This is a genomic window from Microbacterium sp. NPDC079356 (assembly GCF_049545465.1).
Lineage (GTDB): Bacteria > Actinomycetota > Actinomycetes > Actinomycetales > Microbacteriaceae > Microbacterium > Microbacterium gawkjiense.
Genome location: NZ_JBMWDN010000004.1, coordinates 185,390 through 209,414, shown reverse-complemented (window position 1 = coordinate 209,414; position 24,025 = coordinate 185,390). Strand labels below are relative to the sequence as shown.

The window sequence follows — 24,025 nt, the reverse complement described above, 5'->3', positions numbered from 1 at the left end:
ATCCCCGTAGACAGGAAGCATGAACCGCGCACTCGCCGCCCTGTCCCTCGCCCTCCTCGCCGCCGGCCTGACCACGGCGTGCGCGCCGACGTCGAGCGACATCGAGGAGCGTGTGCTCGGCACGGTCGCGGCGGGGTCGACCCTCACCGTGACCGACCTGCTCCCCGAGGAGGGGGCGAAGCGGTTCACGGTCGCCTGTCCGTACGAGACCCCAGCGGATGTCGCCGCCCGGCTCGACGTCGACACGAAGGCGGTTCCCGACCTCTCGGACCGCGACGACGCCCAGGCGCTCGTCGTCGTGACGGGACGGGATCGACGCGAGCGAGTTCCCGCGCGATCGGGTCGACTTCTGCTCGACGGGCGGCGCATGGCCGGTCTACCCGGGCGACGCCGACGACACGCTTGCCGTGACGCGGAACGACGACGACGTCTACGACGTGACCCGCTGACCTATTTCACGAGCGGACGGATGGTCGTGAACCCGCCGTCGACCGGGATCACCTGACCGGTGATGCGGGCGGCATCCGCCGACAACAGCCAGTCCATGACCGCCGCCACGTCGTCGGCGCTCTGCACCCCGCCCAGCGGGTACTGCTTCTCGGCGCCCTCCCGCTGCATCGGGACGCTCAGCATCCCGGCCGTCATGGGGGTGTCGGTCATGCCCGGAGCGACCGCGTTGACTCGGATGCCGCGGCTCGCATACGTCGCGGCAGCGCTGCGCACGAGCGCCTCGACACCGCCCTTCGCTGCGGCGATCGCCTCGTGGTTCGCGACGCCGATTCGCGCGACGACGGAGCTCGCGAACACCGCGGCACCGGGCTCCTTGCCGGTCGCCTCGAGCCAGGCCTGCAGGATCCAGATGCTGCTCTCGAGGTTCACCCGCAGGATGTTGCGCGCCGCGTCGGCCTTCGTGCGGTGCAGCGGCGTGATGAGCGTGCTGCCCACCGCGTGCGCGAGCCAGGCGGGCGCGTCACCCAGCTCGGACCGGCAACCTTCGAGTGCGGCGGCGGCACCCTCGGGCGTCGTCACGTCGGCCTCGATGTGCGCGTCCGCCTCGACGGCGGTGAGCGATGCGGCATCCCGCCCCACCGCGGCGACCCGCAGCCCGCGCGCCCGCAGCCCGCGCGCCCGCAGCCGGGCGACGAGGGCGCTGCCGACGCCGCCGCGGGCACCGGTGACGAGGGCGATGTCGGTCGAGGTCATGGTTTCTCCTTGCTCGGGTGGGGTCAGGCGTGGCTCGGAACGGGGACATCGCCGCGGCGGATCGCGTCGGCGCGTTCGCGGATGCCGGTGATCTCGTCGTCGTCCAGGCGCGAGACGTTCTTCACCTGCAGCGACATGCGGTGGTTGGCGGCGAGCTGCTCCTCGTGCCGGATGAGGTAGTCCCAGTACAGGGTCGTGAACGGGCACGCGTCGTCGCCGACCCGCTTCGCGGGATCGAACGGGCACGTCTTGCAGTACGGACTCATGCGATCGATGTACTTGCCGGTCGCGGCATACGGCTTGCTGCCCATCAGCCCGCCGTCCGCGTACTGGCTCATCCCGAGGGTGTTCGGCAGTTCCGCCCACTCGACCGCATCGACGTACACCGCGAGGTACCAGGCGTGGACTTCCTTCGGATCGACGCCGAGGAGCATCGCGTACAGACCCGTCACCATGAGGCGTTGGATGTGGTGCGCATACCCGTTCTCGAGCGTCGTGCCGATCGCGTCCTGCAGGCACGCCATCGCGGTGTCGCCGGTCCAGTAGAAGTCCGGTAGCGGCTCGAACGCCTCGAAGGCATTCCGTTCGAGGTATCCGGGCATCTGCGTCCAGTAGATCCCGCGGACGTACTCGCGCCAGCCGAGGATCTGGCGGATGAACCCTTCGACGGCCGCGAGCGGCGCCTTCTTCGCCCGGTACGCCGCCTCGGCCGCGGCGACGACCTCGCGCGGAGTCAGCATCTTGAGGTTCATCGACGACGACAGGTGCGCGTGCCACAGCCACGGCTCGCCCGGCCACATCGCGTCCTGTGTCTCGCCGAAGCCCGCCAGCCGCTCGGCAATGAACAGGTCGAGCGCCTCGAGCGCCTGAGCCCGGGTCACCGGCCACGCGAACGAGTCGAGCGAGCCGGGGTGGTCGCCGAACCGCTTCTCGACGAGGGCGATGACGTCGCCGGTGATGCCGTCGGGCTCGAATCGCGCGCGCGGCGGTACGAGCCCCGGGCCCTGCTTCGGAAATGCCTTTCGGTTGTCGGCGTCGTAGTTCCACTGGCCGCCGACGGGCTGGCCGCGCGTCGTCATCAGCACGTCGTGCTTCTTGCGCATCTCGCGGTAGAAGTACTCCATCCGCAGCGACTTACGGCCCTCAGCGTGCGCGGCGAACTCCGCGACGGTGCTGAAGAAGTGGCGATCCTCACGGATCTCCAGCGGGATGCCGGTGGTCTCGGCGACCTCGCGGAGCGCCTCCCGCACACGCCACTCCCCGGGCTCCGTCACGATAAGCGCCTCGGGCTTCAGCGTGGTCAGATCGGCGGCGAGCTGCTCGGCGAGCGAGCCCCGGGTCCCGCGGGCGTCGAGCTTCGCGTAGTGGAGGGGGCGCCCGGCATCCGTCAGTTCGGCGGCGAAGTGGCGCATGGCGGCGAGGAAGACGGCAGTGCGCTGCTTCGTGCTCCACACGTGCTCGGATTCCTCGGCGACCTCCGCCATCCAGACCGCATCGTGAGCCGCGTCGAAGTCGTCGAACGCGCTCGACTCGTGGTCGAGCTGGTCGCCCAGCACGATGACGAGGTGGCGCAGCATGGCGCCAGCGTAGGAATGCCGCGGACCGATCCCCAGCGCTTGTGCGCGGTGCGGCCCTGCGCTAGCGGTGCGCGCGACCTGGCATCCTGGGGGCATGCCCGCGACAGAGGACGCCCCCGACGTCGACGTCGAGCACGTCGGCCACGGCGATCGCCGCACGCGGGTCACGCGGGTCGAGACCACCGCGGGCGACGGCGGCCGCCCGTTCGTGCTGGTCGCGGGGGTCGGGGTCGCGGCGACCTACTTCGAGTTCCTCGCCCCGTCGCTCGCCGAGCACGGCGACGTCTTCGCCCTCGACCTTCCGGGCTTTGCGGGGATGCCGCGCCCCGGCGACCAGCCCACGGCCGAGTTCTTCGCCGATCGGGTCGAGGAGGTGCTCGACCACTACGGGCTCGACGACCCCGTGATCATCGGCCACTCGATGGGCACGCAGATCGTCACCGAGGTGCTCATCCGCCGGTCGCAGCTGCGTCACGCCGTGCTCGTGAGCCCCGTGGTCAACGACCAGGAGTCGTCGCTCCCGATCGTCGCGCTCCGCTTCGCGCAGTCCGCCACCCGCGAGACGTTCCACCTCGCCATGACGGCGCTGTCGGCGTACGTCCTCTGCGGCTTCGTCTACTTCGTGCAGGTGCTCCCGCATCTGCTGCGGTACCGGCTGATCGAGCGGATGCCGCTCGTCGAGGCATCCGTCCTGTTGATCCGCGGCGAGTACGACGCGACGTCCCCGCGCCGGTTCCACTCCCGGCTCGTCGCCGTGGCCCGGCGCGCGCGCCGCTGGGAGATCCGGGGAGCGGCGCACTCGATCATCAACGCGCACGCCGTGGGTGCCGCCGACCTCATCGTGAAGCACGCGAACGACTCACTCGCCCCGAAGGGACGGATGCCGGCCGAGAAGGCGGTCGTCCCCCCGCCGCCGCACGCGGGACTCGACATCGTGCTCAGCGCGATGCGCGAGCGCTTCGCCGAGTGGTGGTCCGCCGCCCGCGGCGACGAGGCGGGCGTGGAGCGCGCGAAGGAGCGCCACGCGCGCATCCTCTGGCGCGCCTACACCCGCTCGGGCCAGGACCCCCGCCGCGGCGCACGCTGACAGAACCCGCGCCGCGCGCTGCTCAGCCGGCGGCGCCCCACACGTCGAGCACCCGCTCGCGGGCCGATGCGACGGCGGCGGCGACCGCACCGGTCACGACGACCTCGCCGCCGAGCGTCGAGGCGACGAGCTCGGGCGCGGGCAGGTCGAGGTCGGTCGGCAGCGAGCGCCGGGCGGCGGCGACCACCTCGGCCACGCCGTCGGCGATCGCGCCCGAGACCACCACCCGCTCGGGGTCGAACATGCTGCCCAACACGCTGACGATGCGGGCGAGCGCGAGGCCCACCCGGTCGACGATGCGGAGGGCATCGGCATCCCCCTGCGCGGCCATCGCGAGCACCGTCCGCGCGTCGAGCGATTCCGGCGCGACGTCGCGGAACCCCGCCGTCGCCTCACCGGACTGCGCGAGTTCGGCCGCCCACGCGGCCACGCGATGGCCGAGGCCCTCGGCCCCGTGCACGCCGTCGACGTGGTCGAACGCGACCATCTCGCCGACACCGCCGTGGCTGCCGCGCAGCAGGCGACCGTCGACGACGACGCCGGCGCCCAGGCGTGATCCGGCCAGCAGCGCGATGTAGTCCTGGCATCCCTTCGCGGCGCCGACCGACCCTTCGGCGATGGCCGCGAGCGAGGCGTCGTTCTCGATGCGCACGATCGGCGCCCACGACAGCACGTCGGCGAGGTCGGGGTTCATCCGCTCCCAGAAGCGGGTGGGATGCCGCGGCGACCGGCCCGTGCGATCGACGGGCGCGGGCACGCCCGCGCACACGGCCAGCACGTCGGTCCGCGTGACGTCGGCGGCGGCGAGGGCGCTGTCGATCGTTTCCGCGACGATAGCCGCGCGTGCGGGACCGTCGTCGCGGTCCAGGACGAGGCGGGTGTCGGCATCCGCGATCCGCGTTCCGCGCAGGTCGGAGACCGTCACTGACACGTGCTCGTGGCCGGCGTCGACACCGACGACGACAGCGGCGTCCTCGCGCAGGACGAAGCGCCGGGCGGGTCGTCCCTTGCGGTAATCGCCGGCGAGGCGGGCGTTCGGCAGCTCGCGCAGCAGGCCGCGTGCGACGAGCGCGTCGGTCGCTTCGATCGTGGTCGACCGCGTCAACCCCGTGGACTGCAGGGCCTCTGTCGCGGTGAACTCCGAGGAGTCCCACGCGAAAGCGAGCACGGCGTCGTGGCTGGCAGGCCGTGCCGGGGAGGAGGCGAGTGTCGACATCGGGGTCTTGACCTTTCGGGACGCGCCCTGCAATATTGCCTGCATCACATTGATTTGGCGACTAAATATAATCGCCGCATCACCTCGTGAGTGAGAACTTCGTCCGCAACGACGCGATCGGATACACATGTCATCGACCACTCCCCGCCGCCGACGGGCGGCCGCCGCGCTGGCCGTCGCCGCCCTCGGCGCCGCGACCCTGGCCGGCTGTTCCGCCGACGGCCGCGAGACCATCCGCTTCACCTTCAGCAAACGCGAGGCGCTGACCTTCATGCAGGACGTCGTGAAGGACTACAACGCCTCGCAGGACGCCGTCACGGTCGAGATGGACACGTCGGGCGTCGACGTCGTCTCGGCGAGCTTCGTGCGCGGCAACCCGCCCGACATCATGCTGGCCAACTACAACTACGAGGTCGCCCGCTTCGTCCAGCGGTGCGCGCTCAGCGATCTCGGTGACACGGATGCCGCGGCCACCGTGCGCGAGGACCTGCAGCCGCTCATGGAGCAGTACGGCACCTGCGAGGGCCGCACGAGCGCCCTGCCGTACTCGGTGATGGCCTCGTCGGTGATCTACAACACGCAGATCTTCGAGGAGAACGGGCTCGAGGTCCCCACGACGTGGGACGAGCTGATCGCCGTGTGCGACGCGCTCGAAGCCGCCGGCGTCACGCCGTTCTACGGCACGTTCAAGGACGACTGGACGGTCGCGCAGGGCTGGTACGACTACGCGATCGGCGGCTCCATCGACGTCATCGACTTCTTCGACAGGCTGGCCGCCGAGGGCGCCGACGTCGACGGGTCCTCGGACGTCTCGTTCGAGAAGGACTTCACGGAGCCGGCCGAGAAGATGCTGCAGCTGGCCACCGAGTACACCAATGAGGATGCCGACAGCCGGGCCTACGGCGACGGCAACCTCGCGTTCGGCGAGGGCCAGGCGGCGATGTACCTGCAGGGGCCCTGGGCCTTCAGCGAGATCGCGAAGACCGCGCCCGACGCGCCCCTCGGCACCTTCCCGCTGCCGATGACCGACGACCCCGACGACCGCGCGATCCGCGTGAACATGGACCTCGCGGCCATGATCCCCGACGCCTCCACGAAGAAGGACGCGGCGCGGGACTTCCTCGAGTACCTGTACCAGCCCGAGATCATCGAGGCGTACAACGAGTCCCAGCTCGGCTTCGCTCCGACGACGGATGCCGCTCCGCCCGACGACCCGCGGGTCCAGGGCATGCAGGAGTTCTACGACGCCGGCGCCATCTACCAGGGCCCGTCCGTCCTCGTGCCGAAGACGATCCCCGTCTTCGCCTACGCGCAGGCGCTGGTGTTCGGGCAGGACCCGGCGCAGACGTTCGCCACCATGGACAGCGACTGGTCGCGGCTCGCGTTCCGCCAGCCCGTCCTCACCGACGAGGCTGAGGAGGCCACGCGATGACCACCACCACCGGGTCGACGACGACCCTCCTGACGCAGGGCGACCGCACGCGTCGGCGCAGCAGCAAACGCGTCGAACCGATCTACTACCTGTTCCTGCTGCCCACCGTGCTGCTGTTCACCCTGGCGATCAGCGTCCCCGGGATCATCGGCATCTTCTTCAGCCTGACCGACTCGATCGGGCTGGGGGAGTGGAACTTCATCGGGTTCACGAACTACATCGCCCTGTTCAGCGATCCCGCGATCCTGCAGAGCTACCTGTTCACGGCCGGCTTCGCGGTGGCGACGGTCATCGTGGTCAACATCGCGGCGTTCCTGCTGGCCGTGGGCCTGACCTCCCGCATCCGCTTCAAGACGGGCCTCCGGACGATCTTCGTGATCCCGATGGTCATCTCGGGCATCATCATCGCCTACGTCTTCAACTTCCTGTTCTCGAACTCGCTGCCCTCGGCGGGTTCGGCGCTCGGAGTCCCGTGGCTGCAGGAGAGCCTGCTCGCGAACCCCGACCTCGCCTGGATCGCGATCGTCATCGTCACCGCGTGGCAGGCGATCCCGGGCACGCTCCTCATCTACATCGCAGGGCTGCTGTCGGTGCCGGGCGACGTGTACGAGGCGGCCGACATCGACGGGGCCTCCAAGCGGCAGCAGCTGCTGCGCATCACCATCCCGCTCGTCGCCGGGTACGTCGTCATCAACGTGATCCTCGGCTTCAAGGGCTTCCTCAACGCATACGACATCATCGTCGGCCTCACCGGCGGCGGTCCCGGGACCGCGACGCGCAGCGTCGCGATGACGATCATCGCGGGCTTCAACGGCGGCGACTACGCCTACCAGATGGCCAACGCGACGATCTTCTTCATCGTCGCGGTCCTCATCTCTCTCCTCCAGCTCTCGCTCACGCGGGGAAGGAACAAGGTCTGATGTCCACCACGCAGCCCGCGCTCGCCTTCGAACAGGCCGACGCTGTCACCGCCCCCGACCGCCCCACCGAACCGCCGCGCCGTCGGCGCAAGACGGGCGCCGAGCGCCCCAACTGGTCGGGCACCGTCATCCTCTTCCTCTGCTCGGTCACCGTGCTCCTGCCGCTGTACGTCACCATCTCGATGTCGCTCAAGACGACGGGGCAGGCCGTCGACGGCAACGCGTTCTCGCTGCCGGCCCCGTTCAGCTTCGACGGGTTCGTGCAGGCGTGGAACCTCACGCAGTTCCCCGTCGGTGCCGCGATCTCGTTCTTCGTCACGGCGGGGACGGTGGTCGCGACGATCATCCTGGCCGCGTTCGCCTCGTACGCGATCGTCCGCAACTGGGACCGCAAGCTCTTCCGCTACTCGTTCTTCTACCTGCTGGCGGCGATGTTCATCCCGTTCCCCGTCGTCGCGCTGCCGCAGATCCAGCTGACCGGACGCCTCGGCCTCGACAACCCCGTGGGTGTCATCCTGCTCGCGACGATGTTCCAGCTGAGCTTCAGCGTGCTGCTGTTCACGGCGTTCCTGCGCTCGATCCCCCTCGAACTCGAGGAGAGCGCGCGCATCGACGGCGCGACGACGTGGCAGACGTTCTGGAAGCTGATCTTCCCGCTGCTCGCCCCGATGAGCGCGACGGTGGGCATCTTCGCCTTCCTCTACGCGTGGAACGACTTCATGCTGCCGTCGCTCATCATCTCGGACCCGTCGATGCAGACGCTCCCGGTGCGGCAGAACCTGTTCCAGACGCAGTTCAGCAACAACTACAACGTCGCGTTCGCGTCGTACCTGATGGCCATGGCCCCCGCGATCCTCGCGTACCTCTTCACCCAGCGCTGGGTCATGGAGGGCGTGACGCAGGGCGCCGTCAAGGGCTGATCGACCACCGCAACCTCGAAAGGACCCTCGTGACCTCCGACGTGCAGACCGCACCCGAGACCGCCGACCTCACCGACGCCGAGCTGCCCGAATGGTGGCGGCAGGCGGTCGTCTACCAGGTGTATCCCCGCAGCTTTGCGGATGCCGACGGTGACGGCATCGGCGACCTTCGCGGCATCCGCTCCCGGGTGTCCTATCTGAAGGAACTCGGCGTCGATGCGATCTGGATGAGCCCGTTCTACCCGTCGGACCTCGCCGACGGCGGCTACGACGTGGCGGACTACCGCGACGTGGACCCGCGGCTGGGGACGCTCGACGACGCGGACGCGCTCATCGCCGCCCTCCACGAGGCGGGTATCAAGGTCGTCATCGACATCGTGCCGAACCACACCTCCGACCGGCACGCCTGGTTCCAGGAGGCGCTCGCCGCCGGGCGCGGCTCGGCGGCGCGCGCGCGGTACATCTTCCGCGACGGCAAGGGTGAGAACGGCGAGGAGCCGCCCGCGGACTGGACGTCGGCCTTCGGCGGCCCGGCGTGGGAGCGCGTCGAGGACGGTCAGTGGTATCTCCACAACTTCGCCGTGGAGCAGCCCGACCTCGACTGGTCGAACCCCGAGGTGCGGGCCGACTTCGTGCGGACGCTGCGCTTCTGGTCCGACCGGGGCGTCGACGGGTTCCGCATCGACGTCGCCCACATGCTGACGAAGGACCTGCCCGAGGAGCTTCCCACGCAGGCCGAGCTCGACGCGATGCCGCGCGACGGGCAGCATCCGATGATGGACCGCGACGACGTGCACGAGGTCTACGCCGAGTGGCGTCGGGTGTTCAACTCCTACGACCCGCCGCGCACCGCCGTCGCCGAGGCGTGGGTCGACCCGTCGCGCGTGCCGCTGTACGCGAGCGCCGAGAGCCTCGGCCAGGCGTTCAACTTCGATCTGCTCGAGGCCGACTTCGACGCCGGCCAGTTCCGGCGGATCGTCGCCGACAACCTCGCGCTCGCCGCCTCGTCGGGGTCGTCGACGACGTGGGTCCTCTCGAACCACGACGTCGTCCGGCACGCGACGCGGTACGGGCTGCCGCATCCGGAGCGGGATGCCTCGGGCCGCCCGTCGCGCAAGCACGGCAACGAGTGGCTGCTCTCGGGCGGCGCCGAGCCTGCGCTCGACGCCGAGGCCGGCCTGCGGCGCGCCCGCGCGGCGAGCACGTTCGTGCTGGGGCTGCCGGGCTCGGCCTACGTCTACCAGGGCGAGGAGCTCGGGCTGCAGGAGGTCGCCGACATCGCCGATGACCAGCGGCAGGACCCGACGTTCTTCCGCAGCCCCGGCGAGGACAAGGGGCGGGACGGATGCCGGGTGCCGATCCCCTGGACCGTGTCCGGGTCGTCGTTCGGCTTCGGCTCGGGCGGATCGCACCTGCCGCAGCCGGAGTGGTTCGGCGGGATGTCGGTCGAGGCGCAGGAGGACGACCCCGCGTCGACCCTGAACCTCTACCGCCGTGCGCTGGAGCTACGGCACGAGCTGCAGACGGCGGAGGAGCTGACCTGGCTCGAGACGGGACGCGATGACGTGCTCGCGTTCTCGCGTCCGAACGGGTGGACCGTGGTCACGAACTTCGGCGACGAGCCGGCCGATCTGCCCGCGGGTGAAGTGCTGCTCGCGAGCGCCGAGCTCGCGGGCGACCGCCTGCCCGGCGCGACGACGGTCTGGCTGCGCGCCGCCGGCTGAAACCCGGACGGCCCGTCTCGCACGTGCCGACGTGCTCGTGCGCGACTCCGCAGCGCCGAGTCACCACTCAACGGCCGAATCACCACCGGAATGCATGACGATGGGTGGTGATTCGGCACGCGGGTGGTGACTCGTAGTTCGGCTGGAGCGACACGGGGATGAGGAGACGGATGCCGGAGGGCGACAGCGTGTTCCGGTTGCGGCAGCGGCTGGCCGCGGCATCCGTCGGGCACACGATCGCCTCGGGTGAGCTGCGCTCGGGTGGCGCGGCGGGCACGCCGCTCACCGGCGCACGGATCGTCGCGTACGACACCCACGGCAAGCACCTGCTGACCCGGTTCGACACGGGGCACACGCTGCACACGCACCTGCGGATGCAGGGGAGCTGGACAGTCACGCGGCCGGGTCGCCGCATCCCGTCCCGCGAGGAGCACCGGGTGCGCGTGCGGATGCGCCTCGACGCCGGTTCGACGCTGTGGGGGATTGACCTGCCCGTCGTCGAACTCGTCGCCACGGCGGGCGAGGACGCGGTGCTCGGGTACCTCGGTCCTGATCCGCTGCGCGAGGACTGGGATGCCGCCGAGGCGGTGCGCCGGCTCGCATCGCGGCCCGATCGAACGGTCGTCGCGGCGCTCCTCGACCAGCGCAACCTGGCGGGTCTCGGCAACCTGTGGGTCAACGAGACCGCGTTCCTCTCCGGCGCGCATCCCTTCGCACCGATCGGGTCGGTCGATCTCGTGTCGCTCGTCGAGAGGGCGACACGGATGCTGCGGGTCTCGGCGACCGCGCCCGGGATGTACCAGGTGACCACCGGTTCGACCCGCAAGGGGGAGTCGCACTGGGTCGTCGGGCGCGCGGGACGCCCGTGCCTGCGGTGCGGCACCCGCATCCTCGTCCGCAACGAGGTCTCGAACGACCCCGAGCGTCGCCGCACCTGGTGGTGCCCGCGCTGCCAGCCCGAGGTGTGAGGTGCCCGCCCGCAACCCCTTCGCCCGTGTCGGCTCTCCGACGTAGCGTCGCGGCATGGCTTCCACCCCGGCACCCAAGTCCTGCGCCTCGTGCGGGCGCGAGATCCAGTGGCGCAAGAAGTGGGAGAAGACCTGGGACGACGTGAAGTACTGCTCCGACGCGTGCCGGAAGCGCGGCATCCGTCCCGTCGACGAGAAGCTCACGCGAACGATCGTCGAGCTGCTGGATGCGCGGGCCGCGTCGGCGACGATCTGCCCGTCCGAGGCGGCGAAAGCGGTCGGCGGCGACGACTGGCGCGACCTCATGGAACCCGCCCGTCGCGCCGCGCGGCGACTCGTCGCGGCCGGCGAGGTCGAGATCACCCAGCGCGGGCAGGTCGTCGACCCGTCCACCGCGAAGGGAGCCATCCGCATCCGTAAGGTCCGCTGACGTGCAGACCTTCGTCCCGTACGCCGACCTCGCCCGCGGCATGGCCGCGCTCGACACGAAGCGCCTCGGCAAGCAGCGCGTCGAGACCCTGCAGGTGATGCGCGCGCTGACGATCCCGGACTACGGCTGGCGCCACCACCCGGCGGTCGCCATGTGGCGCGGGCACCGCGCGGCGCTCATGGTCTACCAGGACCTCACGGTCGACGAGTGGGTGCGGCGCGGCTTCGCCGACACGACGCGGGCCTCGACCCTGGCGACGCTCGACGAGATCCCCGAGGACGGTGCCGAGTACCGGTCGGGGACGGTTCGGATGCCGCCCTGGTTCGACCGCGAGGACGTCCATCGCTCGCACCGCTCGAACCTGCTCCGCAAGGATCTCGCGTACTACCGCGCGCAGGGCTTCGACGATCCCGACGACCTGCCGTACGTCTGGCCGAAGGCCGAGGTCGACTGAGTCAGGCGGATGCCGCCCACGCCCGCACCCGCGCGATCAGATCCGCCTTGCGGGCGGCATCCGCGAACGACGCGGTGATCGAGTTCTCGGCGAGCTGGGCGAGTTCGGCCGCGTCGAAGCCGAGCGCCGCGACGGCGGCGTAGGTGTCATGCCGGGGGCGATTCGTCACAAAAAAGTCGCCGCATCCGCCACGATGGACGCACGCCCCGACCGTCCCCGGAGGAACCGATGTCCTACGCACCGCCCCCGCCGCCCTCGCCCTACGGTCGACCGATGCCTCCCGCCGCGGGTCCGGGGCAGCCGCCGCTCGAGTGGCCCCTCTACGGCGCGTCGTTCACGCAGGCCTTCGTCCGGTACTGGAAGAAGTACGCGACCTTCACCGGTCGCGCCAGCCTCAGCGAGTTCTGGTGGATGCGCCTCGCGTACTTCCTGATCGGGATGGTGCTCGTCGTGATCATGATCGGCGGCGCACTCGTCGGCGTCTCGTACGACCCGGTGACCGGGCAGAGCCGGCCCGGTCCGCTCATCGCGGTCGGCGCCATCCTGCTGGTCCTCTTCCTGCTCGCGACGATCATCCCGGACGCCGCTCTCACCTGGCGGCGGCTGCAGGACGCGAACCTGCCGGGACCGCTGTTCTTCCTCGCCTTCATCCCGAGCCTCGGCTCCCTCGTCCTCCTGGTCCTGACCCTGCTGCCGACCAACCCGGCCGGGCGCCGCTTCGGCTGAGCAAGTCCCGGGCCGCGTCCGGGCCGCCTCGGTACGATGGGGGTATGACGATCACCGCGCGCTACCGCCTCGAGCGCGCGCTGCCGTCGGCGATCGGGATCCGCGCCCTCACCGCACCGCAGCATCCGGGAACCAACGGATGGGTCAGCGAATGGGGCACCAACGCGCACGGCGAGATCGCCGGCTGCCCGCCGTCGGGGGCCTGACGCGCACCGCTCGTCGGTGCGTCCTCAGCGACCCCTGATCACCGACGCGGAAAGCGATCCGTCATGTCCACTTCCCCCTCCTCCCGCACGGCGCCGCACGAGATCTGGCGCAGCATCCGTCAGACCGTGCAGACCGACACCTTCGGCGGCATCCTGCTGCTGGCTGCGACCGTCGCGGCCCTCGTCCTCGCCAACTCGCCCGCCGCGCCCTGGTACACCGGTCTGCGCGAGACGTCGTTCGGACCCGAGGCGCTCGACCTCCACTTGACTGTCGCGCAATGGGCGGCCGACGGACTGCTCGCGATCTTCTTCTTCGTCGTGGGTCTCGAACTCAAAGAGGAGATCGTCGCGGGGCGGCTGCGCTCGCCGCGCATCGCCGCGGTCCCCGTGATCGGCGCGCTCGGCGGTGTCATCGTCCCGGCGCTCATCTTCACGGCGTTCACGGTGACCGCGCCCGGTGACGCGGTGCGGGGCTGGGCGATCCCGACGGCGACCGACATCGCCTTCGCCATCGCGGTGTTCGCCGTCGTCGCGAAGGGGCTGCCGCCCGCGCTCCGTGTCTTCCTGCTGACTCTCGCCGTCGTCGACGACCTCTTCGCCATCACGATCATCGCCACCGTTTACACCGACGACCTGCAGCCGGTGTGGCTCGCGGCGGCGATCGTCCCGCTCGTCCTGTTCGGGCTGGCGGTGCGGCGCGGCATCCGTCACTGGTGGGTGCTGATGCCGCTCGCGATCGTCACCTGGGCGCTCGTCCACGCGTCGGGCGTGCACGCGACGATCGCCGGCGTGCTGCTGGCCTTCACCGTCCCCGCGACGGTGACGCCGCGAGCGCGGGTGCAGGTGGGGACGGATGCCGACGGCAGCCCCATCCACGATGCGTTCACCGCGCACTTCGCCGACCGCTTCGGTCCGATCTCGACGCTGGTCGCTATCCCCGTCTTCGCGTTCTTCTCCGCCGGGGTGACCGTCGGCGGCTGGGACGGGCTGGTCTCGGCCTTCGGCGATCCGGTGACCCTCGGCATCCTGGTGGGGCTCGTCGTGGGCAAGCCGGTCGGCATTCTGCTCGCGGTGTTCCTGCTCACGCGGGTGCCGTCGGTGCGGCGGACGTTCGAACTGCGATGGGGCGACATGCTCGGCGTGGGCCTGCTCGCCGGCATCGGGTTCACGGTCGCGCTGCTCGTGGGCGAGTTGTCGTACGGCGTCGGATCGCTCGAGGACGACCACGCGAAGATCGGCATCCTCAGCGGGTCGGTCATCGCTGCGATCGTCGGTGGCGCCGTGCTCGCCGGGCGCGCGCGACGCGTGCGGCAGACTGAGAGCGCGTCCCCGTCCCCAGGAGCCTCATGAGCCGCACGCAGCCGACACCCGCGATGTACCAGCGCAACGCGCTCGCGCCGAGCCTGCTGGCGGCGGCCGTGCTGTTCGTCGCGCCTGCGCTGCTCGAGAGCGACTGGTTCCTCACCGTCCGGTTCGTCGCCACGATCCTCGCCCTCATCATCGGCTGGTTCGCCGTGCAGGCGAGGCACTGGTGGTGGGTGCCGATCATGCTCGCTGTCGCGGTGATCTGGAACCCGATCTTCCCCTTCGCGTTCTCGGGTGCGATCTGGAGCGCTGCCCAGGTCGCGGCCGCGTTCGTCTTCCTCGCCGCCGGCGCGACGATCAAGATCCGCCGCCAGACCTGACTCAGCGGAGGTCGAGCGTGACCTGCGGGTGGTCGGCGAACACGTCGAGCACCCGTTCGAAATAGGTCAGGCCGGTCCCCGCGCGCAGGTCGTCGAGCTGACGCTGGATCGTGTCGGACTGGAATGTGCCCGGCTGTGCCAGCTTCTCGCGCAGCCATCGCTCCGTCTCGGCGACGCCGAGGGCCTGCCGGCTGCGCGCCGAGTCGCGCCAGACGACCCGCGCGGAGTGGTCCTCGGCCAGCGCCCCGTACCCGCCGTGGAGTAGGTCGTCGAGCGCGTCGAGGCTGGTGCCCAATCGCCAGTCCTCCCCGGTCATGAACAGACGGTTCAGCTGGGCGTACAGATCAGGGATGCCGGCGATCCGCGCCCCGTCGATGACGTAGTCGGCCATCCGGGTCAGGGCACCTTGTGGCCCGCCGCCGAGATGAGGCCGTACCACTCGGCGCGGGTGAGGGGGATGTCGGAGCCGGCCGCGGCATCCGTCACGCGCTGCGGCGTGGTCGTCCCGAGCACGACCTGCATGTGGGCGGGATGCCGTGTGATCCAGGCCGTGGCGATCGCGATCGGCGTCACGTCGTACTTCGTGGCGAGGCGGTCCAGCAAGGCGTTCAGCTCGGGGTACTCCGGAGCGTCGAAGATCACGCCGTCGAAGAACCCCTTCTGGAACGGCGACCACGCCTGCAGGGTGATCCCGTTGATGCGGGCGTGGTCGACGAGCCCGCCGCCGTCGCGGGTGATCGAGTCGTCCTCGCCCGCCATGTTGGCCGCGAGCCCCTGCGCGACGAGCGTCGAGTGGGTGATCGACAGCTGCACCTGGTTGGCGACGATGGGCTGCGTCACGGCGGTCTTCAGCAGGTCGATCTGGCGCGGCGTGTGGTTCGAGACGCCGAAGGCTCGGACCTTGCCCGAGGACTCGAGGTGATCGAAGGCGCGGGCGACCTCGTCGGGTTCGACGAGCGCATCGGGGCGATGCAGCAGGAGCACGTCGATGCGGTCGGTGCCGAGGGCCTCGAGCGACTCCTCCGCAGAGGTGACGATGTGCTCGTACGAGTGGTCGAAGTGCCAGTCGCCCGGCACGATGCCCGTCTTGGTCTGCAGCGTGATCTCGTCCCGCTCCGAGGCGCTCAGACCGAGCGCCTCGGAGAACCGTCGCTCGCAGCCGTGCCGCGTGCTGCCGTACAGGTCGGCGTGGTCGAAGAAGTCGACGCCCGCCGCGCGGCACGCGTCGTAGAGCTCGCGGATCGCCTCATCGGACATCTCCTCGATGCGCATCATCCCCGCGACGACGTTGGGGACGCGGTGGTCGGTGGGCCCGAGGGGGACGAGGCGCATGGTGCTCCGTTCTGCGCCGATGCGGCGCGATCGAGCTCCCAGCATGACCGAACCCGATGCGGGTCTGTCAACGGGCTGGCTACGCGCGACCGGCGACCGCAGCGGCGACCACGACGTTGTTCACGATCGTGGCGGCGACCGTGCGTGCGACGGCCTGCGCCGCGGCATCCGCTCCCCAGTTGCCCTGCTCGAGCTCCTTCGCTCGAGTGATGACGGCGCTGTTCCAGCCGATCTCGCGGTCGAACTGCGGGAGCGTCCCACTGCCGGACAGCAGTGCGGCCAGCGCGGCGGTGCGGGCGTCGGGCTGCGCGCCGTCGACGAGCACCGCGCGGACGCCGGCCATCAGCTCGTCGCGCCGGCCGCTCGGGCCGGGTGCGAGCGAGGTGGTGTCGATCAGGCCGAGGAGCTTCCGGGAGGTGCGGGCGATGTCGCCGCGGTCCTCGAGGCGCTCGAGGACGGGCGAGCGGAGTGCGGGCCCGACGGCGGCGAGCACGGTCTGGACGCCGCGCGGCTTGTCGGTGACGTAGTCCCAGGCTGGGCGGAGGAGCGGGTCGCCGGGTGGGTGGTCGGCGACGGCGCGGATGCGGAGTGTGCCGGTGGCGCCGGCGGTGTCGGTCTCGACGTTGCCGTCGAGGCCGAGCTCGGCGAGGACGGCGCCGGCGAGGACGTAGAAGAGGGTGCCTTCGCCGGCGATCGTGCCGTGGCGCGGCTGGAAGAGGAGGAGGAGCAGGTCCTCGGCGAGCGTGGGTGCGCCGGGATCGGTGTTCGTCGTCATCATGTGCTCAGTCGACACCCTGTTCCCGGAACAGGGTCAAGCGCCGGAGGCGGTCTCGTCTGGGGTGGACGCCTGCGCGGCGGCGATCTGCTCGGTCGCGAGGTGGCTCGCCAGTGCGAGCACGCGGATCTGTGCGGGGTTGTACAGCTCCTGCAGCGCCTCGACGAAGGTCTCCTGGCTCACCCGCTCGCCTCGGGGGAGATGGTCGCCCGGATCGCTCAGCCACGGGTAGTCGCGCAGGCTCTGCTCGATCGAGGGAGCCAGCGCGCGTGCGAGGCGGAGCACGGTCTCGTCGCCGGCGTCCGCCGCGAGGGCGTCGATCTCGGCGCGGACCTCGGGCGGGCTCGTGTCCTCGCCGACCATCTTCCGGACGTCGGCCATCGCCTCGTCGTCGTACAGGCGGCCGAAGACGTGGATCAGTGAGCTGTCCGCATCCGAGAGTGTGTCGGCGTACGGCTCGAAGCCCGACGGGCCCGACGCGGGCGCATGCCCGTGTCGGATGGCGGCGAGGTCTGCGCGGGCGCGCTGCAGTCGTTCGATGCCGGCCTGCAGCTCGGCATCGAGATCGTCGAGCTCGCGCTCACCTGCGGTGCCACCGTCGATGAGGTCGGGGACCCGCGAGAGCGGGACACCCAGGTCGACCAGACGCCGGATCCGCAGCAGGCGCACGAGGTCGGCCGCCGTGTACTGCTTGTAGCCGTTGTACCGCCGGTCCGGCTCGGCCATGAGGCCGAGCCGGTGGTAGTGGCGGACCGTGTTGACCGTCGTGCCGGCGAGCTCAGCCAGTTCCCGCGTGCTCCACGCCATGCGCTCCTCCTCGCCGCGTCACTGTATCCATGGGATGCCGCGATGTCACCATCCGAGGACGGTGACGAGCCCTGTGGCGGCCGCGGCGACGGCACCGGTCCACAGCACGATGGCGATGACCTGCCAGAGCATGACCCAGCCCTTGCGCACGCCCGAGGCGACGAAGAACGCGGCGGTCAGCTGGGTCGGCAGGGCGAGCGGGGCGAGCAGGCTCGCTCCGGGGACGCCGAAACGCACGAGCCAGCGGCGGAGCTTCGTCTGCCCCTTCGCACGGCGGGTGGGCTTGTCGTCCGTGGTGGCCTCCTCGTCGACGGTCGCGACCGTCAGTGCTCCGGTCGAGGCGCCGGCGCGGGCGGGCGCGGCGGTCTGCGTCGCTGCGGCGCGGCGCGCGACGACGGATTCGCGGACGCGCGAGCCGAGCAGCACGACGAGCAGGACCGAGAGGATGTTGCCCGTCGCGCCGGCGATCGCGGCGATGATGGGGTTGATGCCCACGATGATGCCGAGGGTCGCGGAGCCCTCGCCCTCGACGTAGGGGATGGCGCCGGCGAGGGCCACCATCAGGGGCTGGACGAGTTCGGGAAGGCCGGCGACGACATCCTGGAGGCCTTCGTAGGGGCTGGACATGGGGTGCTCACGCTCCGTTTCGATGGGTGAGCACCCATCACAGACCGTGTTCTCACCACAGGGTCAAGCGGTCGTGTCAGCCGTGTCGGCGGCGGTCGTGTCGAGCATCCTCCGGGCGAGCAGCGTCGAGCCTGCGACGGCTGCGGGCATGGCGACGACGGCGCCGAGCGGGATGAGGAAGCAGAGCTGCGTGGCCACGCCGAACCCCAGCACCCGCGCGCGGTGTCCGCGGCGCAGGTCGCGGCGGGCCGCGGCATCCAGCCCCCGCGCTGACAGCGCGCGCGAGGTGAGTTCGTCGGCGAGCAGCCAGCCGGTGAGGAAGGCGGCGACGACCGCACCCAGGGCGGTGCCGACCAGCGGAATGAGCCCGACGAGTCCGGCGACGATCGCCGCGAGGAGCCCGCGGAGGATGAGCCCGACGCTGTCGCGGATCGACCGCCAGAACCCGTAGTCCGACTCGGGCGGCGCGTCACCGAGGTGCTGCTCGACCGAGCGCCAGATCCGCTCGTAGAACGGGTCGCCGACGAGCAGCGTGAGCGCGGTGAACGAGACGACCGCAAGGACGATCGCGCCGCCGAGCAGGGCCGCGCCGATGCCGAGCCGGAGGAGGGATGCCGCGACCTCGGCCCAGTCTTCGGCGAACGGGGTGAGCGCGTCGACGACGTCGCGCAGGAAGACGACGAGGGTGATGATCCCCGCGAGCAGCAGGATGCCGACGATCGCCGCCGGGATGAGGCCGAGCGCCATCCGGCCGGGCAAGCGCCCCCAGAACGCGAAGCCGCGACCGAGGTCGCCGACCCCGCGGAAGAACGAGGCGACCGGGCGCGGTGCGGGCGGGGGAGTCGTCATGCCCCCATCCTGCCCGGTCGCCGTTCTCGAACGCTCGACAAGGCGAGCTGTTTGTCGATATAAAGGTATCGAAAGTCGATAGATGAGGAATCCGTGATCGCACTCGCCAAGGCCGGGATCGGCATCTTCCTGGTCGCTCTCCTCGCCCTGCAGCTGTGGGTCGTGCCCGAGGTGGCGGCGGGGTTCGCGCAGCTCGCTCCCGAGTTCGCCGGACTGCGGATGCCGGGGGTCGTCCTCAGCGGCATCCTGCTCCTCTGCGTGCAACTCGCGCTGCTGTGCGCGTGGCGTCTGCTCGCACGCTTCGGCGCCGGGCGTCTCTTCGAGGACGGCGCTTTCCGCTGGGTCGATGCGATGATCGGCCTGACCGTGGCGGGAATGGCGGTGGTCGCCGCGGGATGCGGGGTGATCGGCGCGGCCGGCGCGGGGAGCCCCTTCGTCCTGATCCTCACCTTCCTCGCGCTCGCCGCGGGCGCGGCGATCGCCCTCCTGCTGGGGGCGCTGCGCGAGGTGCTCAGACAGGCGGTTCTGCTGCAGGATCAGGTCGTCGGGGTCACGCACGCACAGGAGAACCCGCCGCGATAGGGGTTGCATCCCACGCGCGGTTTCGGTTGAAGTGGTGCGATGACAAACGACACGTCGGCTCCCCTCGCCCAGGAGAAGCCCGGTCTGAAGCGCGCCGTCGGCACCTGGCTGCTCTTCGCGTTCATCGTCGGTGACACCCTCGGCGCGGGCATTTACACGCTCGTCGGCACGATGGCGACCGACGTGGGCGGTGTCATCTGGCTGCCGCTCCTCATCGCGCTCGTCGTCGCGCTGCTCACGGCCGGCACCTACGCCGAGCTGATCACCAAGTACCCCCACGCCGGCGGCGCAGCACGCTACGTCGACAAGGCGTTCGGCATCCCGTTCCTGTCGTTCCTCGTCGGCTTCCTGATGATGGCCTCGGGCATCACGACGGCAGCGGCCCTCGCCAACGCGTTCGCGGGCGATTACTTCAGCGCCCTGTTCGACATCCCGCCGATCCCGGTGGCGATCGGCTTCATCCTCGTGCTGACCCTCATCAACCTGCGCGGCGTGAAGGAGTCGCTCGCGACGAACATGGTCGCGTCGATGATCGAGGTCTCGGGACTCATCCTCGTGATCGTCATCGCGGCCGTCGTCTTCGGCAGCGGCGGCGGCGAGCCGTCGCGCATCTTCGAGTTCGCGCCCGACGTCGCACCCCTGCAGGGCGCGTTCGCGGCATCCATCATCGCGTTCTTCTCCTTCCTCGGTTTCGAGGCGGCGGCGAACATGGCCGAGGAAGTCAAGAACCCGTCGCGGTCGTACCCGCGAGCACTGTTCGGCGCGATCCTCACGGCCGCCGTCGTGTACCTGCTGATCGCGATCGGCGCGGTCATCGTCGTCGAACCGTCGACGCTCGCGACCTCCTCCGGTCCGCTGCTCGAGGTCGTGACCGCGAGCGGCCTCGCGGTGCCGGGATGGCTGTTCAGCCTCATCGCGCTCGTCGCGATCGCCAACGGCGCGCTGCTGTTCATGGTGATGGCGAGCCGCGTCGCCTACGGGCTGGCGGAGTCCGGCCTCATGCCGCACGCCTTCGGCAAGGTGCTGCCGAAGCGACGGACGCCGTGGGTCTCGATCGTCGTCGTCGCCGGGGTGACGATGCTCCTCACGGTGGTCGGCGACATCTCGACGCTCGCCGAGACGACCGTGCTCCTGCTGCTCCTCGTCTTCCTCGCCGCGAACGTGAGCGTGCTCGTGCTGAAGAAGGACAAGGTCGAGCACGAGCACTTCTCGGTGCCGCGCATCGTCCCGATCCTCGCCATCATCGCCAGCATCGTGCTGCTCACCCAGCAGACCGGCCTGGTCTGGCTCGCCACCGCCGGATACGTCGTCGTTGGAGCGATCCTGTTCTTCGTCGCGCGGTTCAGCCGTCGCCGCGGCGACCGCAAGATCGCCGCGCGCACCGGCGCGATCCCGACCGTGAAGGGGTTCCGCGACTGAGTGCATGGATCCGCGGATGCAGGGCTGACCCCGTCCGGGCGCGCCTAGGCTGGCACGCATGAGCGACGACGCCGGCCTCAACTGGTCCCGCAACATCCGCTACTCGGCAGAGCGCATCGTCGCCCCGACGACGGTCGACGAGCTGCGCGAGGTGGTCGCGGCATCCGCGTCCCTGAAGGCCCTGGGGTCGCGGCACTCGTTCACCCGCATCGCCGATACGACGGGCACGCTCGTGTCGACCGCCGAGCTCGACCTGCCGATCCAGGTGGATGCCGCGCAGCGCCGGGTGCGCGTCGGCGGCGGCGTCCGCTACGGCGAGCTCGCGCAGGAGCTCGACCGGCAGGGGTGGGCGCTCGCGAACCTGGCTTCGCTGCCGCACATCTCGGTCGCCGGCGCGGTGAGCACGGGCACGCACGGCTCGGGTGTCGCGAATCGGTCGTTGGCCGCGGCGGTCACGGGGCTCGAGCTCGTCACCTCGACCGGCGACCTCGTCCGGCTCAACGAGACCGACGAGACGTTCTACGGCGCCGTTGTGGGGCTCGGCGCGCTCGGCATCGTCACGACGGTGGAACTCGCGATCGAGCCGACCTTCGAGGTCGCCCAGACGGTCTACGAGAACGTGCCCGTCGAGGCGGTCCGCAAGGCGTTCGACGTCATCGCCGGGTCGGCGTACAGCGTCTCGCTCTTCACGACGTTCCGTGAGGAGGCCTACGTCGACCAGGTGTGGCGCAAGGAGCGCACGGATGCCGCGGCGACACCGATCCCCGCCGCGCTGCGCGATCGCGAGGCGGGCGGGGCGCGGCATCCGCTACCCGGGGTGTCCGCGGCGTCGTGCACCGTGCAGGGCGGTAAGGCGGGGCGCTGGCTCGACCGGCTGCCACACTTCCGCCTGGAGTTCACCCCGTCGAACGGCGAGGAGCTGCAGTCCGAGTTCCTGCTGCCGGTCGCCGACGCGGTCGCCGCGTTCGACGCGGTGCGCGGGCTCGCCGATCGGCTGAAGCCCGTGCTGCAGGTGTGCGAGGTGCGCACGATCGCCGGCGACGAGTTGTGGCTGTCGCCGAGCTCGGGCCGCGATTCGGTCGCGTTCCACTTCACGTGGACCGCCGACGAGGCCGGCGTCGCCGAGGTGCTGCCCGAGCTCGAAGCGGCGCTCGCGCCGTTCGACGCGCGACCGCACTGGGGCAAGGTCTTCACCCCGCGCGACCCCGCCGAGCTCTACCCGCGCTGGGCGGACTTCGTCGCTCTGCAGCGCGAGCTCGACCCGCGCGGCGCGTTCGTGAACGACTACATGCGCGCGCTCGGGGTGTAGTCCGTCCGGGCTGCACGGTTGCGCGGTTGCGCGGGCTGGCGGTCGGAGTCGGGTCGCCGGTTGCGCGGTGCCGCGTCGGGCCTGATGGTTTTGCGGTGCCGAGTCGGTCCTGATGGTTGTGCGGGGTCGAGTCGGGCTCGAGGTTGCGCGATGTCGAGTCGGGCTCGAGGTTGCGCGGGGCCGAGGTCCCGAGGGTTGGGGGTCGGCCCGGCGAGAGCGCGGACCCACGCGGTCACCCAGACCGCGTGGTGACGGCCGGCGGCTGGCGGCAGTTCGGTCGTCGAACCGTCGTCGACATCAGAAGGGTGCGGGTTCCGCTGGTGCGGTCGGCGGTGGTGGTGGTGCGGCAGGGGTGAAGGCGACGGCCGGGGTGGGTGCGTCTTCTCTGTAGGTCCTGCCGAGGGGTGAGGTCCATTCCAGGACGCCACCCTTGAGTTGTCGCACTCTCCAGGCGGTGAACTGCTTCATCGAGTGATGCCGCTGGCACAGGTGGGCGAGGTTCGACAGTTCGGTTCGTCCGCCGAGGGCGTGATCGCGGGTGTGATCGACTTCGCAGCGGATGGCGGCGACGCGGCATCCGGGGAACCGGCAGTGCTGGTCCCGGGCTTGCAGGAACCTGCGCATCCCGGACGGGACTCGGTACGAGTCGGTCGCGACGGTGACCCCGGTGGTCGGGTCGTGGAACAGACGTTCCCAGATCTGAGTATCGCCGGCGAGTGTGCGGGCGGTGGCGGGGTCGATCGGGGAGCGCCCCGCGAGGTCGCTCGGTCCGTCGTCCTGGCCAGTGAGTGTCGTCGCGGGGACGAGGATCTGCACGCGGGCGCGGATCGCACCGAGCGGACCGGCGGTGGTGTCGCGGGTGTCGTCGAGGGCGGGTGTCCCGGCGAGGAGGAGGTCGGCGAACACGTCGGCCCGGACTTGATCGGTGGACCGGTTGTCGGTGGCGACGATGGCTGCGGCGTCCTCGCTGTCGCTGTCGCCATGCGTCGCGGCGGCGTTCCCAAACGCGAGACCAGCGCCACGCGCAGCGATGCGTTCGTCGCGGGTGTCGATGATCGCCCGCGCCTGCTGAGTGAGTCGGTCGTGGATGCCCTCGGCGATCACCGTCGGGACGGTTGCGACCACGTCGCTCATCCCGTCTCGGCCCGGCACGATCCGCACGCACCGCCCAGCGGTTGCTTCCTCGTGGCGTTCCGCGAATGAGCGCGGGTGCATCCGGTGGGCGAGGATCTCGAGCTCTCCTCGCACCCGGTTCGGGGTATCCCGTTCGCACCGGCTGATCGCGACCTGTTCGAACTCCGCCCACATCTCGGCCGGCAGGCTCGTCCCGGTCTCCACGATCGCGATCGCGTGCCCGCGGACGATGCGGCCCTGCTCCCATGCCTCGACGGTCGCGGGGAACCCTTCGATCAACGTCCGCGCCTCGCCGATGCGCCGTTGCACGGTCCGGTCGGTGACGCGCATCACGCCCCCGACCTCCGCGGCGATCGATCGCAGGGCCATGTCGTGCACCTGCACCCGTGCGTTGCGTTGCGCGGTTTGCGCTTCGGCCAACCGGCCCGCTGCGGCCAGCGCGCGCAGTTCCTCGATCTGCGCGGCGGCGATCCGCCGGGCCGCGGAATCGACGTCCGCAACGACCCCCGCCAAGGTCGCGAGATAGTCCTCGCCACCGGGGATTTCCGCCGCATCCGTCATACCTGCACTCTGCCACTGGCCACCGACACCCACTCCGGAAAAACAGACCCAGAACCTGCGTTGTGCACACCCCAAAGATGAG

At 70.6% G+C, this 24,025-nt stretch carries 27 protein-coding genes; 16 read left to right on the top strand and 11 right to left on the bottom strand.

Going from position 1 to position 24,025, the window contains the following annotated elements; all coding sequences use genetic code 11:
- Window positions 1-19: 19 nt before the first annotated feature.
- Entirely contained in the window at window positions 20-505 is a 486-nt protein-coding gene (locus tag ACPEH0_RS11525) for a hypothetical protein (RefSeq protein ID WP_366214616.1), read from the top strand.
- Here ACPEH0_RS11525 and ACPEH0_RS11520 read toward each other — a convergent pair.
- Entirely contained in the window at window positions 451-1,203 is a 753-nt protein-coding gene (locus tag ACPEH0_RS11520; protein WP_366214615.1) for an SDR family NAD(P)-dependent oxidoreductase, read from the bottom strand. The genes ACPEH0_RS11525 and ACPEH0_RS11520 overlap by 55 nt on opposite strands.
- 23 nt (window positions 1,204-1,226) lie before the next feature.
- The gene (locus tag ACPEH0_RS11515) at window positions 1,227-2,780 is read right to left on the bottom strand and encodes a cryptochrome/photolyase family protein (RefSeq protein ID WP_366214614.1); all 1,554 of its coding nucleotides are present in this window, start codon (window positions 2,778-2,780) and stop codon (window positions 1,227-1,229) included.
- Window positions 2,781-2,874: 94 nt separating this feature from the next.
- Between ACPEH0_RS11515 and ACPEH0_RS11510 the strand changes: the two genes are divergently transcribed.
- Complete coding sequence (locus tag ACPEH0_RS11510; RefSeq protein ID WP_366214612.1) at window positions 2,875-3,867, top strand: alpha/beta fold hydrolase; 993 nt, start codon at window positions 2,875-2,877, stop codon at window positions 3,865-3,867.
- A gap of 22 nt (window positions 3,868-3,889) precedes the next feature.
- On the opposite strand, the gene ACPEH0_RS11505 is transcribed toward ACPEH0_RS11510, so the two are convergent.
- Entirely contained in the window at window positions 3,890-5,083 is a 1,194-nt protein-coding gene (locus ACPEH0_RS11505) for an ROK family protein (protein ID WP_366214611.1), read from the bottom strand.
- A 127-nt stretch (window positions 5,084-5,210) separates the two neighbouring features.
- Here ACPEH0_RS11505 and ACPEH0_RS11500 point away from each other — a divergent pair, with 127 nt between their 5' ends.
- The 7 genes from ACPEH0_RS11500 (at window position 5,211) to ACPEH0_RS11470 (ending at window position 11,931) form a co-directional block, all read left to right on the top strand.
- The gene (locus ACPEH0_RS11500) at window positions 5,211-6,515 is read left to right on the top strand and encodes an ABC transporter substrate-binding protein (protein WP_359918509.1); all 1,305 of its coding nucleotides are present in this window, start codon (window positions 5,211-5,213) and stop codon (window positions 6,513-6,515) included.
- Window positions 6,512-7,435, top strand: a complete 924-nt coding sequence (locus tag ACPEH0_RS11495) for a carbohydrate ABC transporter permease (protein WP_366214610.1) — start codon at window positions 6,512-6,514, stop codon at window positions 7,433-7,435. The genes ACPEH0_RS11500 and ACPEH0_RS11495 overlap by 4 nt, the downstream gene beginning before the upstream one ends.
- Entirely contained in the window at window positions 7,435-8,355 is a 921-nt protein-coding gene (locus ACPEH0_RS11490; protein WP_253034655.1) for a carbohydrate ABC transporter permease, read from the top strand. Before ACPEH0_RS11495 ends, ACPEH0_RS11490 begins: the two co-directional genes overlap by 1 nt.
- 29 nt (window positions 8,356-8,384) lie before the next feature.
- Complete coding sequence (locus tag ACPEH0_RS11485; protein ID WP_423719466.1) at window positions 8,385-10,079, top strand: glycoside hydrolase family 13 protein; 1,695 nt, start codon at window positions 8,385-8,387, stop codon at window positions 10,077-10,079.
- A 170-nt stretch (window positions 10,080-10,249) separates the two neighbouring features.
- Complete coding sequence (locus ACPEH0_RS11480) at window positions 10,250-11,047, top strand: DNA-formamidopyrimidine glycosylase family protein (RefSeq protein ID WP_366214609.1); 798 nt, start codon at window positions 10,250-10,252, stop codon at window positions 11,045-11,047.
- Window positions 11,048-11,102: 55 nt separating this feature from the next.
- Window positions 11,103-11,477: a DUF2256 and DUF3253 domain-containing protein gene (locus ACPEH0_RS11475; protein ID WP_366214608.1), complete on the top strand. Its 375-nt coding sequence runs from the start codon at window positions 11,103-11,105 to the stop codon at window positions 11,475-11,477.
- Between the two features lies 1 nt (window position 11,478).
- Entirely contained in the window at window positions 11,479-11,931 is a 453-nt protein-coding gene (locus ACPEH0_RS11470; RefSeq protein ID WP_366214607.1) for an MSMEG_6728 family protein, read from the top strand.
- 1 nt (window position 11,932) lies between these two features.
- Here the strand turns inward: ACPEH0_RS11470 and ACPEH0_RS11465 are convergent, their stop codons facing one another.
- A complete protein-coding gene (locus ACPEH0_RS11465) occupies window positions 11,933-12,100 on the bottom strand; it encodes a hypothetical protein (RefSeq protein WP_366214606.1) in 168 nt (55 codons plus the stop codon).
- Between the two features lie 104 nt (window positions 12,101-12,204).
- Here ACPEH0_RS11465 and ACPEH0_RS11460 point away from each other — a divergent pair, with 104 nt between their 5' ends.
- The 4 genes from ACPEH0_RS11460 (at window position 12,205) to ACPEH0_RS11445 (ending at window position 14,548) form a co-directional block, all read left to right on the top strand.
- The gene (locus tag ACPEH0_RS11460; RefSeq protein WP_366214605.1) at window positions 12,205-12,657 is read left to right on the top strand and encodes a DUF805 domain-containing protein; all 453 of its coding nucleotides are present in this window, start codon (window positions 12,205-12,207) and stop codon (window positions 12,655-12,657) included.
- A gap of 44 nt (window positions 12,658-12,701) precedes the next feature.
- Window positions 12,702-12,863 carry a hypothetical protein gene (locus tag ACPEH0_RS11455; protein ID WP_217528769.1) on the top strand — a complete coding sequence of 54 codons (162 nt, stop codon included), beginning with the start codon at window positions 12,702-12,704 and terminating at the stop codon, window positions 12,861-12,863.
- A 63-nt stretch (window positions 12,864-12,926) separates the two neighbouring features.
- Entirely contained in the window at window positions 12,927-14,213 is a 1,287-nt protein-coding gene (nhaA, locus tag ACPEH0_RS11450; RefSeq protein ID WP_366214604.1) for a Na+/H+ antiporter NhaA, read from the top strand.
- On the top strand, window positions 14,210-14,548 hold the full coding sequence (locus ACPEH0_RS11445) for a DUF6804 family protein (protein WP_217528765.1): 339 nt from the start codon (window positions 14,210-14,212) through the stop codon (window positions 14,546-14,548). The genes nhaA and ACPEH0_RS11445 overlap by 4 nt, the downstream gene beginning before the upstream one ends.
- 1 nt (window position 14,549) lies before the next feature.
- Here ACPEH0_RS11445 and ACPEH0_RS11440 read toward each other — a convergent pair whose 3' ends face one another.
- The 6 genes from ACPEH0_RS11440 to ACPEH0_RS11415 all read right to left on the bottom strand — a co-directional run bounded on the left by ACPEH0_RS11440 (window position 14,550) and on the right by ACPEH0_RS11415 (window position 18,938).
- Window positions 14,550-14,939: a barstar family protein gene (locus ACPEH0_RS11440; RefSeq protein WP_366214603.1), complete on the bottom strand. Its 390-nt coding sequence runs from the start codon at window positions 14,937-14,939 to the stop codon at window positions 14,550-14,552.
- Between the two features lie 5 nt (window positions 14,940-14,944).
- Entirely contained in the window at window positions 14,945-15,880 is a 936-nt protein-coding gene (locus ACPEH0_RS11435; RefSeq protein ID WP_366214601.1) for an aldo/keto reductase, read from the bottom strand.
- A gap of 79 nt (window positions 15,881-15,959) precedes the next feature.
- The gene (locus ACPEH0_RS11430; protein WP_366214600.1) at window positions 15,960-16,658 is read right to left on the bottom strand and encodes a GOLPH3/VPS74 family protein; all 699 of its coding nucleotides are present in this window, start codon (window positions 16,656-16,658) and stop codon (window positions 15,960-15,962) included.
- A 33-nt stretch (window positions 16,659-16,691) separates the two neighbouring features.
- On the bottom strand, window positions 16,692-17,462 hold the full coding sequence (locus ACPEH0_RS11425; RefSeq protein ID WP_366214599.1) for a MerR family transcriptional regulator: 771 nt from the start codon (window positions 17,460-17,462) through the stop codon (window positions 16,692-16,694).
- 45 nt (window positions 17,463-17,507) lie between these two features.
- Window positions 17,508-18,089, bottom strand: a complete 582-nt coding sequence (locus ACPEH0_RS11420) for a small multidrug efflux protein (RefSeq protein ID WP_366214598.1) — start codon at window positions 18,087-18,089, stop codon at window positions 17,508-17,510.
- A gap of 63 nt (window positions 18,090-18,152) precedes the next feature.
- On the bottom strand, window positions 18,153-18,938 hold the full coding sequence (locus ACPEH0_RS11415; RefSeq protein WP_366214597.1) for an EI24 domain-containing protein: 786 nt from the start codon (window positions 18,936-18,938) through the stop codon (window positions 18,153-18,155).
- 93 nt (window positions 18,939-19,031) lie between these two features.
- On the opposite strand from ACPEH0_RS11415, the gene ACPEH0_RS11410 reads away from it, so the two are divergent.
- Genes ACPEH0_RS11410 through ACPEH0_RS11400 form a run of 3 tightly spaced genes read left to right on the top strand, consistent with a single transcriptional unit; the run spans window position 19,032 to window position 22,248 of the window.
- Window positions 19,032-19,520 (top strand): DUF2975 domain-containing protein, encoded by a 489-nt coding sequence (locus tag ACPEH0_RS11410; RefSeq protein WP_366214596.1) that lies wholly within the window; start codon window positions 19,032-19,034, stop codon window positions 19,518-19,520.
- Between the two features lie 39 nt (window positions 19,521-19,559).
- Window positions 19,560-20,939, top strand: a complete 1,380-nt coding sequence (locus tag ACPEH0_RS11405; protein ID WP_366214595.1) for an APC family permease — start codon at window positions 19,560-19,562, stop codon at window positions 20,937-20,939.
- Window positions 20,940-20,997: 58 nt separating this feature from the next.
- Window positions 20,998-22,248 carry an FAD-binding protein gene (locus ACPEH0_RS11400; protein ID WP_366214594.1) on the top strand — a complete coding sequence of 417 codons (1,251 nt, stop codon included), beginning with the start codon at window positions 20,998-21,000 and terminating at the stop codon, window positions 22,246-22,248.
- A 297-nt stretch (window positions 22,249-22,545) separates the two neighbouring features.
- On the opposite strand, the gene ACPEH0_RS11395 is transcribed toward ACPEH0_RS11400, so the two are convergent.
- Entirely contained in the window at window positions 22,546-23,943 is a 1,398-nt protein-coding gene (locus ACPEH0_RS11395; protein WP_366214593.1) for an HNH endonuclease signature motif containing protein, read from the bottom strand.
- Between the last annotated feature and the right edge of the window lie 82 nt (window positions 23,944-24,025).